The organism is Tritonibacter sp. SIMBA_163, assembly GCF_046535935.1.
Taxonomy (GTDB): domain Bacteria; phylum Pseudomonadota; class Alphaproteobacteria; order Rhodobacterales; family Rhodobacteraceae; genus Epibacterium; species Epibacterium scottomollicae.
Map to the genome: position 1 here is coordinate 249,455 of NZ_JAWJBP010000003.1, position 14,765 is coordinate 264,219.

The following is a 14,765-nucleotide window of genomic DNA, read 5'->3' on the forward strand; positions in this document are numbered from 1 at the left end:
AGAGTGGCGGGTCGATCAAAGGGTTGAGGGCTGCGATGGGTGCTTGCAGAAAGCGCATAGCGTCGTTGCAAAACTGTAGGATGCGGCAGTGCAGCATCGGGCATAGATTATGGCCCGAGGGAGGCGCTGACACTGATATGATGAGACACATCCGATGACCGACCTGATTTCCATTCCGCAGATCCCCTCCGAAGCCGCCGTTGCCGCGCCTGTTGATGCGCTTGCCGTGCTGGACGAGGCCTGGGCCTACTACACCCCCGAAGCGCCCGTCGTGACCCGAGAGATCGAAGCGCAGGACGCTGTGTTCGCCTACTATGAAGCGGCCTGAACGCGCGCCGACGAACTGATGCGGCGTTGCGCTTGAACCGCGCGACGCCACTGGATAGATGCAGGTCATGCCGGTTCTCCTGATCCTCCTGCTGCTGGGCACGCTGACCTACCTGTACTGGCAGCGAAAAACCACCACGCTGACCCGTGACTGCCGCTGGCGGCGCAACCGCAGTTCTGATGGCTGGCACTGTGCCTATTGCGGTGCGGTAGAGGCAGGCGAGGGCGCCCCAGTCGATTGCAAACGAAACCAGCCCCGCCGCTGACGCAGCCGGTTTGCAGGCGGCAGGATTTGTGGGTTTTTGCATACGACCCTGTCCCTGATCTGCCATGCACAAAACAGATATCTTACTTGCAGAAATTGGTGCTTGATCGACTCGGGTTTTTGCCTGATACGCGCGCTCAAGACGCCAACGCACGCGCCTCTGTCGAAAGGGTTCAGATCCCTAGGGTTACGTAGCGACGGTAACGTCTCTGATGGAACTGAGCGGTCATATATGGCCGGGTCTTTTGGAGATGACCATGAATGTAAATGTGACCGGACCGGATGTCCGCGACGACGCGCACCCTGTCCCCCGCCACCTCACCTACATTGCCAACACCTGTTTTGAGCGCCCGACGCTGGTCATCGACAGCGAGGCGGTGGCGCGTCAGTACATGGGGCTTGCCCGTGGTCTGGGCCGTGCCCGCGTCCACTACGCGGTGAAGGCCAACCCGGCGCCTGAGATCCTGCGCCGGCTGTGCGCGCTGGGCTCGAACTTTGATGCCGCCAGCCGCGCCGAGATTGAGATGTGCCGCGCCGCCGGGGCCGCCGCCCATCGCATCACATTCGGCAATACCATCAAGAAACCCGCCGACATTGCCTTTGCCCATGGGCTGGGCATCACCCACTACGCTGCCGATGCGGTGGAAGAGTTGGAAAAGCTGGCCGAACATGCGCCCGGCGCCCATATCTGCATCCGCATTCTGGTCGAAAGCTCCTCTGCCGACTGGCCGCTGAGCCGTAAGTTTGGCTGCGCGCCGGAGATGGCGGTGGCGCTGATGGACCGCTGTGTGGCGCTGGGGCTGGTGCCGCATGGGCTGTCGTTCCATGTCGGCTCGCAGACCCGCCAGCCGGAGATGTGGGAGCCGATCCTCGATCAGGTGGCGGATGTCTGGCAGGGCGCGCGCGCCGCAGGACATGATCTGAAGCTGTTGAACATCGGCGGCGGATTTCCGGCGGGCTACCGCAGCGCGGTGATGGCGCCACAGGACTATGCCGCCGCGGTGATGACACGCGTGAATGCGCGCTTTCCCGATGCCGCCGAGGTCATGGCAGAGCCGGGACGGGGGCTGGTGGCCGAGGCCGGTGCCATTGCCGCCGAGGTGATGCTGGTGTCGCGCAAGCACGACAGCGACCTGCACCGCTGGGTCTATCTCGATATCGGCAAGTTCTCCGGTCTGGCCGAAACCATGGACGAGGCGATCCGCTACAGGATCACCACCGACCGCGATCACGAGACGATGGGCGCCTGCGTGCTGGCTGGCCCCTCCTGCGACAGCGTCGATGTACTCTATGAAAAGCAGCCGGTGCAGCTGCCGCTGGGGCTGAAATCCGGGGACCGCGTGGTGATCCATTCCTGCGGAGCCTATACGTCGACCTATGCCACGGTCGGCTTCAACGGGTTTCCGCCGCTGGATGTGGTGGTGATCTGACCCAAGCAATCTGAATTGGCTTGAAAAAACCGCGTCGGAATCTCGTCCCGGCGCGGTTCATCTGTTTGACAGGGCAGGGTGACAGCAGGTTAATGGCCGCTGATGACCTCAGACGCTTTTTGGCTGAGGGCAGCGTCCGACCGGGTGGGGCAAAGCCCCTGCCTTGGGGGCGGGCGGGGCTGTCCGGTCTGTCGACCGGACACTGGGATTGCGTCTGATCCCATGGCCTTTTCCAAGACCGAAACGCAGGGAGACCACCAAAGAATGTCCGACGCCCATTTCCCCATTCCTCACGATGCAGAGGCCCGCCGCGCCGTGCCACCGGTGATCTGCTACCCCAACGAGACCCTGCCGACACCGGACCTGGACCTTTATCGCAGCGCGCGGGTGGGCGCGGAAAAGATCGCCGAGGTCACCGTGCCGCCGCGCGAAGCCGCCACTTTCGAGGTCGCCGCCGGGCAGTTTTTCCGCATCTCCTCCATCGAGGGGCCGCAGGTGGGGGACCTGAACCTGTGGAACCGCAATGATATTTCCGAGCGGTTCTTCTCCGGCAAGACTCGTGCCCTGCATGGCACCCATGTCACCACCGGCGAACGTCTGTGGTCGAACCTGCCGTCCATGCGGCCGATCGCGACGATCATTGCCGACACGCTGGAATGGTACGGGATCGACGCCTATGGCGGCTCCGTACATGACGTGATCGGCACGCGGTGCGATCCCTACACCGGCAACCTGTTGCAGGGCAGCCAGTACCATCACTGCTGCCATTCCAATCTGACACGGGCGCTGGCGGATCACCTCGGGGTGTCGCTGGCGGAGGCGGAGCCGCATGTGCATGATGTGCTCAACGTGTTCATGTGCACCGGCTTCACCCGGGACACTGGCCAGTATTTCATGAAAGCCAGCCCGGTGCGTCCCGGGGACTATCTGGAATTCTTTGCCGAGATTGACCTTTTGGGCGCGATGAGTGCCTGTCCGGGGGGCGATTGTTCGGCTGAGCATTCCAGCGACAGCGCCGCGTGTCATCCTATGCTGGTGGAGGTCTTCGCCCCAGCGGAGGGCGCGCTGGACGGTTGGCAAAGCCCACCTCTGAATGGCTATGACCGCAGTCACGGGCGCTGAGATGTGAAAAAAGGGCCGCCCGGAGGGGCGGCCCTTTTGATTCTGTGTCGGGCAGGGGCTGGTGAGTGGAGCAGCCCCGGTCCGGCTATCAGGCAAAGGCGGCGGCGAGGGCGATTTCAACCATCTCGCCAAAGCTGCGTTCGCGGTCTTCGGACGGAAGCGCCTCGCCGGTCTGCAAGTGATCAGAAACGGTCAATACGGCAAGCGCGCGACGTTGATACCGCGCAGCCAATGTGTAGAGCTCTGCCGCTTCCATTTCGACGCCGAGGATACCATGGCGAACCATCTGTTCGTTGAGGTCAGGTCGTTCGTCATAGAACACGTCGGAGGAGTAGATCCCGCCCACATGCGGGGTGAGACCCTGTGCCTCGGCGGCCTGCACCGCATTGCGCGTCAAAGACCAATCGGCTGTCGGCGCAAAGTTCACGTCCTTGAAAATGGTGCTGGAGGGCGTGTTCACGCTGGTTGCCGACATTGCGATAATGACATCGCGCACCTTTACGTGAGGTTGCATGCCCCCACAGGATCCGATGCGGATCAGGGTTTGTGCATCAAAATCCCGGATCAATTCGTTGGCGTAGATCGACAGGGACGGCATTCCCATGCCGCTGCCCTGTATCGAAACCCGATGTCCATTCCATGTCCCAGTAAACCCGAGCATGCCGCGAACTTCGTTGACAAGGCGCACATCGCTCAGAAACGTTTCCGCCGCCCATTTCGCGCGGTAAGGATCCCCGGGCATGAGGACGGTTTCGGCGAAATCGCCTTTCTCTGCTCCAATATGAACTGTCACTTATTAATACCTCGGGTCAGATTTCGAGGTCGGAAATGTCGACACCATTTTTGAGTGCAGCGTGGACCCAATGCGGTTTGCGGCCACGGCCTGTCCATGTTTCGTCGGGATTTTCCGGATTGCGGTATTTCGGACTTGCTTTGGATTTACGCACAGCACCCTTTGCCGGGTTGGCGAAAACTTCATCCAGAGAGAATCCGTATTCTGCGGCTGCTTGTTCTGCAGCTTTCAAGGCTTCGGTGCGTTCGCGCACTTCGGCATCTTTCAGTGCTTTTTCAACGTCTTTATGCAGTTGAAGCAGCTCTTTTCGGGACATTTCGGTGAGGTCGATGGACATAGTGTTACTCCGTAGAATTCAGCCACGGCAAAAATTCCGGGCTGATGACCCTATTAGCCCGAAATTAGGATGCTGTTCAGCATCTATTTTTCATTAACTGTATTTTTTGGCGAAATTCAGCGTAGCGAATTAAACTGATGTGTCTGTTTTCGCAAGTTCAACGATATCCTGCATGATCGCGTTCAGCTCGAAGTTCTTTGGCGTGTAGACCCGCGCGACGCCCATCTGCAAAAGCATTTCTGCGTCAACATCCGGTATAATTCCCCCTACAATAACCGGGATATTTTCCAATCCGGCGTCGCGAAGTTGCGTCAGGGTGTCTTTCACCAGCGGCAAATGACTGCCGGACAGAATCGAAAGACCGACAACATGGGCCTCTTCCTGACGCGCAGACGCGACAAGCTCCTGCGGGGTGAGGCGAATGCCGTCATATGTAATGTCCATTCCGCAATCGCGGGCGCGAAACGCAATTTGCTCTGCGCCATTGGAATGACCGTCCAGGCCGGGCTTTCCAACCACGAATTTCAATCTGCGCCCCAATTGATCGGAGACCGCGTTGACCGCTTCGCGCAACTCGTCCAAGCCTTCGGTCTTGTTCGAGATCGAGGCCGAAACGCCGGTGGGGCCGCGATAGGTGCCATAGACCTTGCGCATCTCTTCCGCCCATTCGCCGGTGGTGACGCCCGCCTTGGCGGCCTGCACGGAGGCGGGCATGATGTTATCGCCGTCTCGCGCAGCTTGGCGCAGCGCCGCGAGGGCGGCGGCGACCTCTGCCGAGTCGCGGCTTGCGCGCCAGGCGTTCAGGCGTTCGATCTGATCGGCCTCGGCAGCGGGATCGGCGGTCATGATGCCGCCATCCTCGGTCTGCAGCGGCGAGGGCTCGCCCTCGGTCCATTTGTTGACGCCGACCACCACGGTCTCGTTGCGTTCGATCCGGTTCAGCCGTTCGGCGTTGGAGTCCACCAGCCGCGATTTCATGTATTCGATCGAGGCCACCGCGCCGCCCATGCTGTCGAGCGTCGCCAGTTCCGCGCGGGCGCCCTCCTTCAGGGCTTCGACCTTGGCATCCACCACCGGGTTGCCATCAAAGAGGTCGCCGTATTCCAAGAGGTCGGTCTCATAGGCCAGGATCTGCTGCATGCGCATCGACCATTGCTGGTCCCAGGGACGCGGCAGGCCGAGCGCCTCGTTCCAGGCCGGCAGCTGCACCGCACGGGCGCGGGCGTTTTTCGACAGGGTTACAGCAAGCATCTCGATCAGGATGCGGTAGACGTTGTTTTCCGGCTGCTGTTCGGTGAGGCCCAGCGAGTTCACCTGCACGCCGTAGCGAAAGCGGCGGAACTTCGGATCCTCGACACCGTAGCGGGTGCGGCAGATCTCGTCCCAGAGGTCGACAAAGGCGCGCATCTTGCACATCTCGGTCACGAACCGGATGCCGGCATTGACGAAGAAGGAGATGCGGCCGACCAGGGCCGGAAAATCCTCCGCCGGGACACGCGGCTGCAGCTCGTCCAGCACCGCCTGCGCGGTGGCCAATGCAAAGGCCAACTCCTGCTCCGGCGTCGCGCCTGCCTCCTGCAGGTGGTAGGAACAGATGTTCATCGGGTTCCACTTGGGCACGTTCTCGTAACAGTATTCCGCCACATCCGCGATCATCTTGAGGCTGGGGGCAGGGGGGCAGATATAGGTGCCGCGGCTGAGGTATTCCTTGATCAGGTCGTTCTGCACCGTGCCCTGAAGTTTTGAAACATCCGCGCCCTGTTCCTCTGCCACTGCAATATAAAGGCTCAGAAGCCAGGGCGCGGTGGCATTGATTGTCATCGAGGTGTTCATCTGTTCCAGCGGAATCTGATCGAACAGGCTGCGCATGTCGCCCAGATGGCCGACCGGCACGCCGACCTTGCCCACCTCGCCACGCGCCAGAACGTGGTCGCTGTCATAGCCGGTCTGGGTCGGCAGGTCGAAGGCCACCGACAGGCCGGTCTGCCCCTTGGCAAGGTTGGCGCGATAGAGCGCATTGGAGGCCGAGGCGGTGGAGTGGCCAGCGTAGGTGCGGATCAGCCAGGGCCGATCCCGGCTGGGGGCCTCTGGGCGATTGTTCTGCATCTGCGACATGGCGGGCCTCGTGAATCACGTTTGGGTAATTTTGTTTCGTCATGTGGATGTAAACTGGAATTATGCAACCTTGTCAATTCGCCGCGTTGCGGCAATTTCTGCGCTGCGACTTTTGCACCTGCAGAAGGCGCGCGGTTCCAGTTGTGTCGCGGCGCGTGCAGGGTAAGACTGCGGGCATGACGCAGACCGTGGAACTTCCTCTTTGGGCCTTTGTGCTGATCCTGCTGTTCGCGGCGGTCACCTTTGCCTCGCATTTCCTGTTTCCCTCGGTGCGCTGGTTCTTCCGGCGGCGGTTGGAGCGGGCGGTGGCGCAGCTCAACCAGCGGCTGGAGCGGCCGATCGAGCCGTTCAAGCTGGCGCGGCGTTACGACATGATCCAGCGACTGATCTATGATCCGCAGGTGGCGCAGGCGGTGTCGGATCACGCGGCGGCGCACGGCATCCCGGAGAACGTCGCGTTCGAGGACGCCCGCCGCTATGCGCGCGAGATCGTGCCGTCGTTTTCCGCCTTCACCTATTTCAGCTTTGCCATCCGGGCGGCGCGGCTTTTGTCGAATGCGATCTATCGGGTGCGGCTGGGCAGCTATGACGAGGGGCTGCTAAAGGCGATCGACCGCGACGCCACCGTGGTGTTCGTGATGAACCACCGCTCGAACATGGACTACGTGCTGGTGACCTATCTGGTCGCCAAGCGCTCGGCCCTGTCCTACGCGGTGGGGGAATGGGCGCGGGTCTGGCCGCTGAGCCTGTTGATCCGTGCGATGGGGGCCTACTTCATCCGTCGCAAATCGCAAAACGGGCTCTACCGGTCGGTGCTGGCGGCCTATGTGCGACTGGCGACGCGGGCGGGGGTGACGCAGGCGATGTTCCCCGAAGGCGGCCTCAGCCTGACAGGCGCGCTGGCGCCACCGAAGCACGGGCTGTTGAAATATATCGTCGATGGCAGCGCCGAGGTGAGCAAGGATGTGGTCTTTGTGCCGGTGGCGCTGAACTACGACCGGGTGCTGGAGGACAAGATCCTGACCAAGGCCGCCCGCACAGGAGAGCGGCGCTTTCGGGCCCGGATCGGCGCGGTGATGCTGCGGCTCCTGCGCCATTTGTGGTTGTGGATGACCGGACGCTACCAGCACGCCGGTCAGGCCGCGGTGAGCTTTGGCCGCCCGCTCAGCGTCAGCGAATTGCCTTCGGGCGAGGGGCAGGATCGGGCGCGGATACTCTCTGCCGAATTGATGCGCCGCATCGGCGAAGTTGTTCCCGTGCTGCCGGTGCCGATGGTCAGCTACCTGTTGTTGCAGCGGGGCGCGATGAGCGAGGCCGCGCTGGTGCAGGCGCTGGCGGAGACCGTGGCGCGGATGCCGCAGGCCTCCATCCATATGCCGGAGCATGCGCATGGGCCCGCGGTGCAGAGCGCGGTGATGCAAATGCGCCGCCGTGGGCTGATCCGCACCACGGGCGGCGTCATCACCCCGGAGCTGAGCCAGATCGACCTGTTGCGGTTCTACGCCAATTCCATCGCTCATCTGGTGCCCATCGCGCTGGAACCGCCATCGGATCCCGGCGAGAGTTCTGCGAGTGCGAAGAGAAATGCTGCATCCGCTGGGTCATAAAATTACAAATAGTGCACAAATGGGGTTGCTATATTACTCAGTCGTTTTTACTCCTTAGGAGAGACGGCACGATTCTGCATCGCAGAATGCTTGCGCCGACATAGATCCAGACCAAGGGAGGCCGGCATGGCTTTGGACACGCAGGACGGCATCATGACCTACGACGCACCGCAGAAAGACCTCTATGAAATGGGGGAAATCCCCCCGATGGGCTATGTGCCTCAGAAGATGTACGCTTGGGCGATCCGTAAGGAACGCCATGGCGAGCCGGATACGGCGATGCAGCAGGAAGTGGTGGATGTGCCTGCGCTCGACAGCAACGACGTGCTGGTTCTGGTGATGGCGGCGGGCGTGAACTACAACGGCGTCTGGGCCGCGTTGGGTCAGCCGATCAGCCCCTTTGATGGCCACAAGGCCCCCTATCACATCGCTGGATCGGACGCCTCGGGCATCGTCTGGGCGGTGGGCGACAAGGTGAAACGCTGGAAGGTCGGCGATGAGGTGGTGATCCACTGCAACCAGGATGATGGCGATGACGAGGAATGCAACGGCGGCGACCCGATGTATTCCACCAGCCAGCGGATCTGGGGCTACGAGACGCCCGATGGATCGTTCAGCCAGTTCACCCGCGTGCAGAGCCAGCAGCTGATGCCGCGGCCCAAGCATCTGACCTGGGAAGAAAGCGCCTGCTACACGCTGACGCTGGCCACCGCCTACCGGATGCTGTTCGGCCATGAACCGCATGACCTGAAGCCGGGCCAGAACGTGCTGGTCTGGGGCGCCTCCGGCGGGCTGGGCTCCTACGCGATCCAGCTGATCAACACCGCCGGGGCCAATGCGATCGGGGTGATCTCGGACGAGAGCAAACGCGAGTTTGTGATGTCGCTGGGCGCCAAGGGGGTGCTGAACCGCCGTGACTTTAACTGCTGGGGGCAATTGCCCACCGTGAACACCCCGGAATACGCCGAATGGTTCACAGAGGCGCGCAAGTTCGGCAAGGCGATCTGGGAGATCACCGGCAAGGGCAACAACGTCGACATGGTGTTCGAACACCCGGGGGAGGCAACCTTTCCGGTCTCCACCTTCGTGGTGAAGAAGGGCGGCATGGTGGTGATCTGCGCCGGCACCTCCGGGTTCAACTGCACCTTCGACGTGCGCTATATGTGGATGCATCAGAAGCGCCTGCAGGGGTCACATTTTGCCCATCTGAAGCAAGCCTCGGCGGCCAACAAGCTGATGATCGAGCGGCGTCTGGATCCCTGCATGTCCGAGGTCTTCACTTGGAAGGACCTGCCGGCGGCCCATATGAAAATGCTGCGCAACGAGCACAAGCCCGGCAATATGTCGGTTTTGGTTCAGGCCCCGAAGACCGGGTTGCGCACGCTGGAAGAGGTCATCCACGGCTGAGACGCCACAGGTTTAAACGCAATTGCCTGCATGTCACTCGACCGCCTCGCGGTCGGGTGATTTGTGCTATCTTAATACGATCTGATTAGGCTGGTCCGAGCGTTCCGCCTTGGGGCGCGCGGGCCTTGTGAATTGAAGTTGAGGGGAGGGCGTTCATGACGTGCTTAATAAGTCGGGAGAGATCCCGGTCCCTGCCTATTTGCAGTGGCGATCAATCTGCCCCGGTCACATGAGCGAGCATTGCGTTATCGCGCTTTATGGTTTGAAATCGTGGTGTTGACCCGTCTCTTGTCTGGTTGGAGGAGTTCAAGTGTTGCCGATTTGGCTGAATTTACCCGAGGATTCAATTTGAGTGACAGACAGCCGCTATTCTTCGACACGGCCAACGCAAAGATCCCGTGACGACGCGTCTGAGAGTATCTTTCGAGAGTGAGTGCAAGACTGAATGCCAAGACGTCAAAAGTTGAATGCAATTCTCGAAATGATCGAGAGTTCTGCCAATCTCGAAGAGATTGGCGCGGTGATGACACAGCTTCGAAATCTTCTCGAGGTTGATCATGTATTTTATCGTTGGGTGGATCGGTCCGACGGTATGAGTGGCTGTTCGACATTGCCGCGCGCCTGGCAGGATCGCTATTCGGAGATGGGGTATCATCGGGTCGATCCAGTTGTCATTGGCTGTTACAAAGCCGTTCATCCCGTGGATTGGCGGGATCTTGATTGGTCGTCGCGTCTGGCCTCGGCCTATCGACGGGACGCTCTGGCCTTTGGTCTCGGCAATCAGGGTTTTAGCGTGCCAGTGCGCGGCCCATCGGGGCAATACGCCGTGTTCAGCATTACCAAGACCTGTGATGATGTGAGCTGGGACAAGTTCACGCGGCAGTACTGCCGGGACCTGATCCTGGTGGCGCATTATGTGAACCGGAGGGCGCTTGATTTCGAGGTCTCGTTCCGCGCGCTTCCAGAGCAGCCCCTGTCGATGCGCGAAACCGAAGCGTTGAGCTTGCTGGCGGAGGGGCATAGCCGCGCCCGCGCGGCCGAGACGCTGGAGATTTCCGAACATACGTTGCGGGTCTATATCGAAGGTGCGCGCGGCAAGCTGCAGGCGCAGAACACCACCCATGCGGTGGCCCGCGCAATCTCCATGGGGCTGATCGCGGGCTGAGTGCTGCGGCAGGCCTGCCACGGTGAGTGCGGCTGAGCGAAAGAACCGGACAGCCAATGGGTCGATGCCACTGGTGCCCTCTGATCTGCGGATGTAATGTCGCGCCATGACACAGGCCACGACCCCGGCGCCCGCGCTGCAATTCTCCGATGATCAGGCGCAAGCCTTTGATGCACTGACCGAACAACTGCGCAAGGCGGGGGTCGATCTGGGCGAAGATCTGCTGCATCCGCCGCGTGGCGAGACCGGCGTCAGCGCCGTGATCGGCAAGGCGGGGTCCGGCAAGACACTGCTTCTGGCGGAGTTCTACAAGGCGCTGGCGGCCGCGGGGGTCGAGGTGGTCTCAGGCGATTATGAGAGCCGTAAGAAGAGCGAAGACAAGCGCACGCTGGCGATTCTCGCGCCCACCAACAAGGCGGCCAGCGTGCTGCGGCTGCGCGGGGTGCCCGCAACCACCATTCACCGCATTCTCTACACGCCGGTCTATGACCCGGAATACGAACGCATCGCCGACTGGCTGGCGGGCGAGGGCGAGCAGCCTGAGATCGAAGGCTTGCCCGAAGACGCGCTGGCGCGGGCTGCGGCATTTTACGCCAAGAACAAATCCATGCCCGGTGCGCTGGCGGCGGCGGGTCTGCGTGGCTCGGATTTCATCACCGGCTGGAAGCGGCGCGAAGAGCCGCTGGATATCGGCTTTGTCGATGAGGCCTCGATGCTGGACAATCGCCAGTTCGAGGATCTGAAGGAGATTTTCCCGACGCTGGTGCTGTTTGGCGACCCGGCCCAGCTGGCGCCGGTCAATCAGTCCGGCTCCATGGTGTTCGAGGACCTGCCCGAGGACCGCCAGCTGATCCTCAACCGCATTCACCGGCAGGAGGCGGACAACCCGATCCTCGATCTGGCGCATGCGCTGGCCGACCCGCAGCTGGGGTTTGAGGATTTCGAACGCATGGTCGAGGACAAGGCCCGGCAGGATGACCGCGTGGTCTGGGGCCAGCGGGTGGAGGTCGACCTGATGGCGCGCTCGCCGGTGCTGGTCTGGCGCAATAACACCCGCATCCGGCTGATCAACGCCTTTCGCGCCGTGCATGGCGCGCCTGAGGATCAGCTCCTCGAAGGCGAACCGCTGATCTGCGACGGGTTGGAGCTGCCGTTGAAGCACCGCAAGAAACGGCTGGATCTGGAGGCGCGCGGCCTCATCAAGGGCGCGCAGGTCATCTACCTCGGCCCCGGTCGCAAGCCCGGGTTTTCGCGCCTGCATGTGATGGGCGCAGAAGATCCGCAGGTCTCGGCCGCCTCGATCGTGAAGATCGAGAAACCCGATGAGGAAGAGCCGTTCATTCCCTTTGCCGCCCGCATGGGGGCGACCTTTCTGCATGGGGCGGCGGTGACGATCCACAAGGCGCAAGGCAGCCAATGGGACACCACGCAGGTCTTTGCCCCCGACATCTATGCCGCGGCCCGCATGGGGCGGGTGGAGGCGGGGCAGCCCTTGTGGAAGCGTCTGGCCTATGTGGCGATCACCCGCGCGCAGGAGCGGTTGATCTGGGTGGTGCGCAACCGATTGGCCAAACCCACCGGCGCGCTGCGCGTTGATGATTTGCGTCAGGTGGCGGCCCCCACACTGACACTGGAAACCCAGGAAGAAGAGGCCCCGGTATGACAAAATCCATCCTCATCACCGGCGCCAGTTCTGGTATTGGCCGCGCAGTCGCGGAGCTGTTCCTCGCGGAGGGCTGGGTGGTCGGCCTGTTGGCACGGCGTGCGGAGGTGCTGGCGGAGATCGCCGCGGGGCATCGCCGTGCCGTGGTGCTGCCTGCGGATGTCACCGAGCCCGCGCAGGTCGAGGCGGCGTTTGATCGCTTTTGCGCGGAGGCCGGGTCTCTGGATGTGCTGTTCAACAACGCCGGTATATTTACACCGCCGGGCACCATCGACGAGATCGCGTTGGAGGATTGGTTCCGGGCGGTGAATGTGAACCTCAACGGCATGTTCCTCAGCGCCCGGGCTGCTTTTGCCCGGATGCGGGCGCAGCAGCCGCAGGGGGGCCGTATCATCAACAACGGCTCCATCGCGGCGCATGTGCCACGGCCCAACAGCGTGCCCTATGCGGCCACCAAGGCGGCGATCACCGGGCTGACAAAATCCCTGTCGCTGGATGGGCGCGCCTTTGACATCGCCTGCGGTCAGATCGACATCGGCAATGCCCGTACCCCGATGGTCGAAGACCTGGCACGGCGGCAGGCAGAGGCCAATCCGGACGCGGCGCCAATGGACAGTTTCGACGTGGCCGATGCGGCGCGCTCGGTGCTGCATATGGCGAACTTGCCGCTGGAGGCGAACGTGCAGTTCATGACGGTGATGGCGACCAAGATGCCCTATATCGGGCGCGGCTGAATACTGGGTGTGGCTGATCAGAGGGCTGACCAGGGCCCGTTGGCTGCAAAAACGCGTTCGCGGCCACGTTGAGGCGCGTATCAGCTATTGCGCAAAAGCTGGAACCCGGCCGCGGCGCCCCAGCCGGAGATCGCGGCGATCAGCAGCGCCAGCAGGCCATAGAGGGCGGGTTGTTCGCGCGAAAGGTTGAACAGGAACCGTTCCATCCCGACCTTGTTCACCTCGATCACCGTTTCATACTGAGAGACCACCTGACCCGCGCGGGTCAGGAAGATGCGGGTCTGATACTTGCCCTCGATCAGGTCTGCGGGCATGCGCAGGGCCGTGCGGAACAGGGTCTGTTCATCCAGGGCAACCGCGTTTTCCTGCAGCGTGTAGAACCCTTTGTTCTCACGGATCCGCATCAGCGACTCGGTAAAGGCCTGCGACCCTTCGACCGTGGAGCCCACAGAGCGGATCGCGCGCTGGATGGAGACCTTGTGGCGCAGATCCTCGGTATCGCTCAGCGCCTCTTTGAACGGGGCCGAGGTTGCCACGGCGTAGAAACTGGGCGCGGAATCGACGACAACGCCTTCGGTATTGATCCAGATCCCCAGCTCGCGTTCCTTGCGCCGCACCATCACGGGTTCACTTGGGCCGGATACGGTGACCACCACCTCCAGCGGCGCCTGTGTCGGGATAGGGGTTTCGCGCTTCACCGCGCCAAAGATCAGGATCTCCGAGCCGTCGAAGGTAGCTGTGATGGCGACACGGTCCTGACTGAGACCGAGCACGACCTCTTCGGCGCTGACATAAGTCGCCAGCACGATGGACCAAAGCGATAGGAACAGCAGGCGCAGGGGGGACATCAGTTGGCCTCCCTGATCGGGTTCAACGAGTAGATCTCGCTGGGTTCCAGAAGAAGGTCCAGCGCCAGTTTGGCGCAAACTAGGATAACCAGGAGCGCCAGCAGGATGCGCAGCTGTTCTGCCTTCAGCAAGGTGCCGATGCGGGTGCCGAATTGCGCGCCGATGACGCCACCGACCAGCAGCAGCACCGCCAGTACGATGTCCACCGTCTGGTTGGTGATGGCATGCATCATGGTTGTGGCTGCGGTCACGGTAATAATCTGGAACAGCGAGGTGCCGACCACGACCTTGGTCGGCATGCCCAGCAGGTAGATCATCGCCGGCACCATGATGAAGCCACCACCGACCCCCATGATCGCGGTCAGCATACCCACGAAGACCCCCACAGCCACCGGCGGAATGACAGAGATATAGAGACCCGAGGTGCGGAACCGCATTTTGAAGGGCAGCGAATGCACCCAACCGCGCTGCTTGCGTTTGGGCGGAGCGCCGCGCTTGGATTTACGCAGGGCGTTGACGCTTTCGATGAACATCAAACCGCCGACGATCCCAAGGAACACCACGTAGCAGAGGGTGACGAACAGATCGACCTGTCCCAATGATTTCAGGTAGTTGAAAATCGCGATCCCGGCGATTGCGCCGATCAGCCCTCCGGCCTGCAACACAGCGCCCATCTTCAGGTCCACGGTGCGGCGACGCAGATGCGCCAGCACGCCAGAGACCGAGGAGGCCACGATCTGATTGGCCCCTGTCGCCACCGCCACCGCAGGCGGGATGCCGATGAAGAACAACAGCGGCGTCAGCAGGAAACCACCGCCCACGCCGAACATGCCCGACAGCACGCCAACCATGCCGCCCAGTCCCAGAATGAGGAACGCGTTCACGGCCACTTCGGCGATGGGGAGGTAAATGTTCATGGCCCTGAATAGTCTTTTATTGGCGGGTGAAACAC

At 61.8% G+C, this 14,765-nt stretch carries 14 protein-coding genes; 9 read left to right on the forward strand and 5 right to left on the reverse strand.

Translation table 11 applies throughout. From position 1 onward, the window contains the following. Positions 1-154 precede the first annotated feature (154 nt). The 4 genes from R0J92_RS08140 (at position 155) to R0J92_RS08155 (ending at position 3,144) form a co-directional block, all read left to right on the forward strand. Entirely contained in the window at positions 155-328 is a 174-nt protein-coding gene (locus R0J92_RS08140; protein ID WP_165798074.1) for a hypothetical protein, read from the forward strand. Between the two features lie 67 nt (positions 329-395). Then, positions 396-593, forward strand: a complete 198-nt coding sequence (locus R0J92_RS08145; protein ID WP_317384372.1) for a hypothetical protein — start codon at positions 396-398, stop codon at positions 591-593. A 211-nt stretch (positions 594-804) separates the two neighbouring features. After that, positions 805-2,022, forward strand: coding sequence for a type III PLP-dependent enzyme (locus tag R0J92_RS08150; protein WP_411051318.1), 1,218 nt, complete (start codon positions 805-807; stop codon positions 2,020-2,022). Between the two features lie 264 nt (positions 2,023-2,286). Further along, positions 2,287-3,144 (forward strand): urea carboxylase-associated family protein, encoded by an 858-nt coding sequence (locus tag R0J92_RS08155; protein WP_411051319.1) that lies wholly within the window; start codon positions 2,287-2,289, stop codon positions 3,142-3,144. An 88-nt stretch (positions 3,145-3,232) separates the two neighbouring features. Here R0J92_RS08155 and deoD read toward each other — a convergent pair whose 3' ends face one another. From deoD to R0J92_RS08170, 3 genes are all read right to left on the reverse strand, one after another. Continuing rightward, positions 3,233-3,937: a purine-nucleoside phosphorylase gene (deoD, locus tag R0J92_RS08160; protein WP_106161733.1), complete on the reverse strand. Its 705-nt coding sequence runs from the start codon at positions 3,935-3,937 to the stop codon at positions 3,233-3,235. A 16-nt stretch (positions 3,938-3,953) separates the two neighbouring features. Then, positions 3,954-4,274: an H-NS family nucleoid-associated regulatory protein gene (locus tag R0J92_RS08165; RefSeq protein WP_106161735.1), complete on the reverse strand. Its 321-nt coding sequence runs from the start codon at positions 4,272-4,274 to the stop codon at positions 3,954-3,956. A gap of 129 nt (positions 4,275-4,403) precedes the next feature. Beyond that, complete coding sequence (locus R0J92_RS08170) at positions 4,404-6,389, reverse strand: methylmalonyl-CoA mutase family protein (protein WP_411051320.1); 1,986 nt, start codon at positions 6,387-6,389, stop codon at positions 4,404-4,406. Positions 6,390-6,565: 176 nt separating this feature from the next. Between R0J92_RS08170 and R0J92_RS08175 the strand changes: the two genes are divergently transcribed. From R0J92_RS08175 to R0J92_RS08195, 5 genes are all read left to right on the forward strand, one after another. After that, complete coding sequence (locus R0J92_RS08175) at positions 6,566-7,996, forward strand: 1-acyl-sn-glycerol-3-phosphate acyltransferase (RefSeq protein WP_411051321.1); 1,431 nt, start codon at positions 6,566-6,568, stop codon at positions 7,994-7,996. Positions 7,997-8,122: 126 nt separating this feature from the next. Beyond that, positions 8,123-9,403, forward strand: a complete 1,281-nt coding sequence (gene ccrA / locus R0J92_RS08180) for a crotonyl-CoA carboxylase/reductase (RefSeq protein WP_106161741.1) — start codon at positions 8,123-8,125, stop codon at positions 9,401-9,403. A 445-nt stretch (positions 9,404-9,848) separates the two neighbouring features. Continuing rightward, on the forward strand, positions 9,849-10,568 hold the full coding sequence (locus R0J92_RS08185) for a helix-turn-helix transcriptional regulator (protein WP_411051322.1): 720 nt from the start codon (positions 9,849-9,851) through the stop codon (positions 10,566-10,568). A 106-nt stretch (positions 10,569-10,674) separates the two neighbouring features. Next, positions 10,675-12,231, forward strand: a complete 1,557-nt coding sequence (locus R0J92_RS08190; RefSeq protein ID WP_317384366.1) for an ATP-dependent RecD-like DNA helicase — start codon at positions 10,675-10,677, stop codon at positions 12,229-12,231. Beyond that, positions 12,228-12,965, forward strand: coding sequence for an SDR family oxidoreductase (locus R0J92_RS08195; protein ID WP_411051323.1), 738 nt, complete (start codon positions 12,228-12,230; stop codon positions 12,963-12,965). The genes R0J92_RS08190 and R0J92_RS08195 overlap by 4 nt, the downstream gene beginning before the upstream one ends. 80 nt (positions 12,966-13,045) lie before the next feature. Here R0J92_RS08195 and R0J92_RS08200 read toward each other — a convergent pair whose 3' ends face one another. Then, complete coding sequence (locus tag R0J92_RS08200; protein WP_411051324.1) at positions 13,046-13,813, reverse strand: TIGR02186 family protein; 768 nt, start codon at positions 13,811-13,813, stop codon at positions 13,046-13,048. Continuing rightward, a complete protein-coding gene (locus R0J92_RS08205; protein WP_106161751.1) occupies positions 13,813-14,730 on the reverse strand; it encodes a sulfite exporter TauE/SafE family protein in 918 nt (305 codons plus the stop codon). The genes R0J92_RS08200 and R0J92_RS08205 overlap by 1 nt, the downstream gene beginning before the upstream one ends. Positions 14,731-14,765: the final 35 nt, after the last annotated feature.

What these genes read in the sequence shown, in the direction of transcription:
- R0J92_RS08140 (WP_165798074.1), top strand. Translation starts at nt 155, where the DNA reads ATGACCGACCTGATTTCCATTCCGCAGATCCCCTCCGAAGCCGCCGTT.
- R0J92_RS08145 (WP_317384372.1), top strand. Translation starts at nt 396, where the DNA reads ATGCCGGTTCTCCTGATCCTCCTGCTGCTGGGCACGCTGACCTACCTG.
- R0J92_RS08150 (WP_411051318.1), top strand. Translation starts at nt 805, where the DNA reads ATGGAACTGAGCGGTCATATATGGCCGGGTCTTTTGGAGATGACCATG.
- R0J92_RS08155 (WP_411051319.1), top strand. Translation starts at nt 2,287, where the DNA reads ATGTCCGACGCCCATTTCCCCATTCCTCACGATGCAGAGGCCCGCCGC.
- R0J92_RS08165 (WP_106161735.1), bottom strand. Translation starts at nt 4,274, where the DNA reads ATGTCCATCGACCTCACCGAAATGTCCCGAAAAGAGCTGCTTCAACTG.
- R0J92_RS08170 (WP_411051320.1), bottom strand. Translation starts at nt 6,389, where the DNA reads ATGTCGCAGATGCAGAACAATCGCCCAGAGGCCCCCAGCCGGGATCGG.
- R0J92_RS08175 (WP_411051321.1), top strand. Translation starts at nt 6,566, where the DNA reads ATGACGCAGACCGTGGAACTTCCTCTTTGGGCCTTTGTGCTGATCCTG.
- ccrA (WP_106161741.1), top strand. Translation starts at nt 8,123, where the DNA reads ATGGCTTTGGACACGCAGGACGGCATCATGACCTACGACGCACCGCAG.
- R0J92_RS08185 (WP_411051322.1), top strand. Translation starts at nt 9,849, where the DNA reads ATGCCAAGACGTCAAAAGTTGAATGCAATTCTCGAAATGATCGAGAGT.
- R0J92_RS08190 (WP_317384366.1), top strand. Translation starts at nt 10,675, where the DNA reads ATGACACAGGCCACGACCCCGGCGCCCGCGCTGCAATTCTCCGATGAT.
- R0J92_RS08195 (WP_411051323.1), top strand. Translation starts at nt 12,228, where the DNA reads ATGACAAAATCCATCCTCATCACCGGCGCCAGTTCTGGTATTGGCCGC.
- R0J92_RS08200 (WP_411051324.1), bottom strand. Translation starts at nt 13,813, where the DNA reads ATGTCCCCCCTGCGCCTGCTGTTCCTATCGCTTTGGTCCATCGTGCTG.
- R0J92_RS08205 (WP_106161751.1), bottom strand. Translation starts at nt 14,730, where the DNA reads ATGAACATTTACCTCCCCATCGCCGAAGTGGCCGTGAACGCGTTCCTC.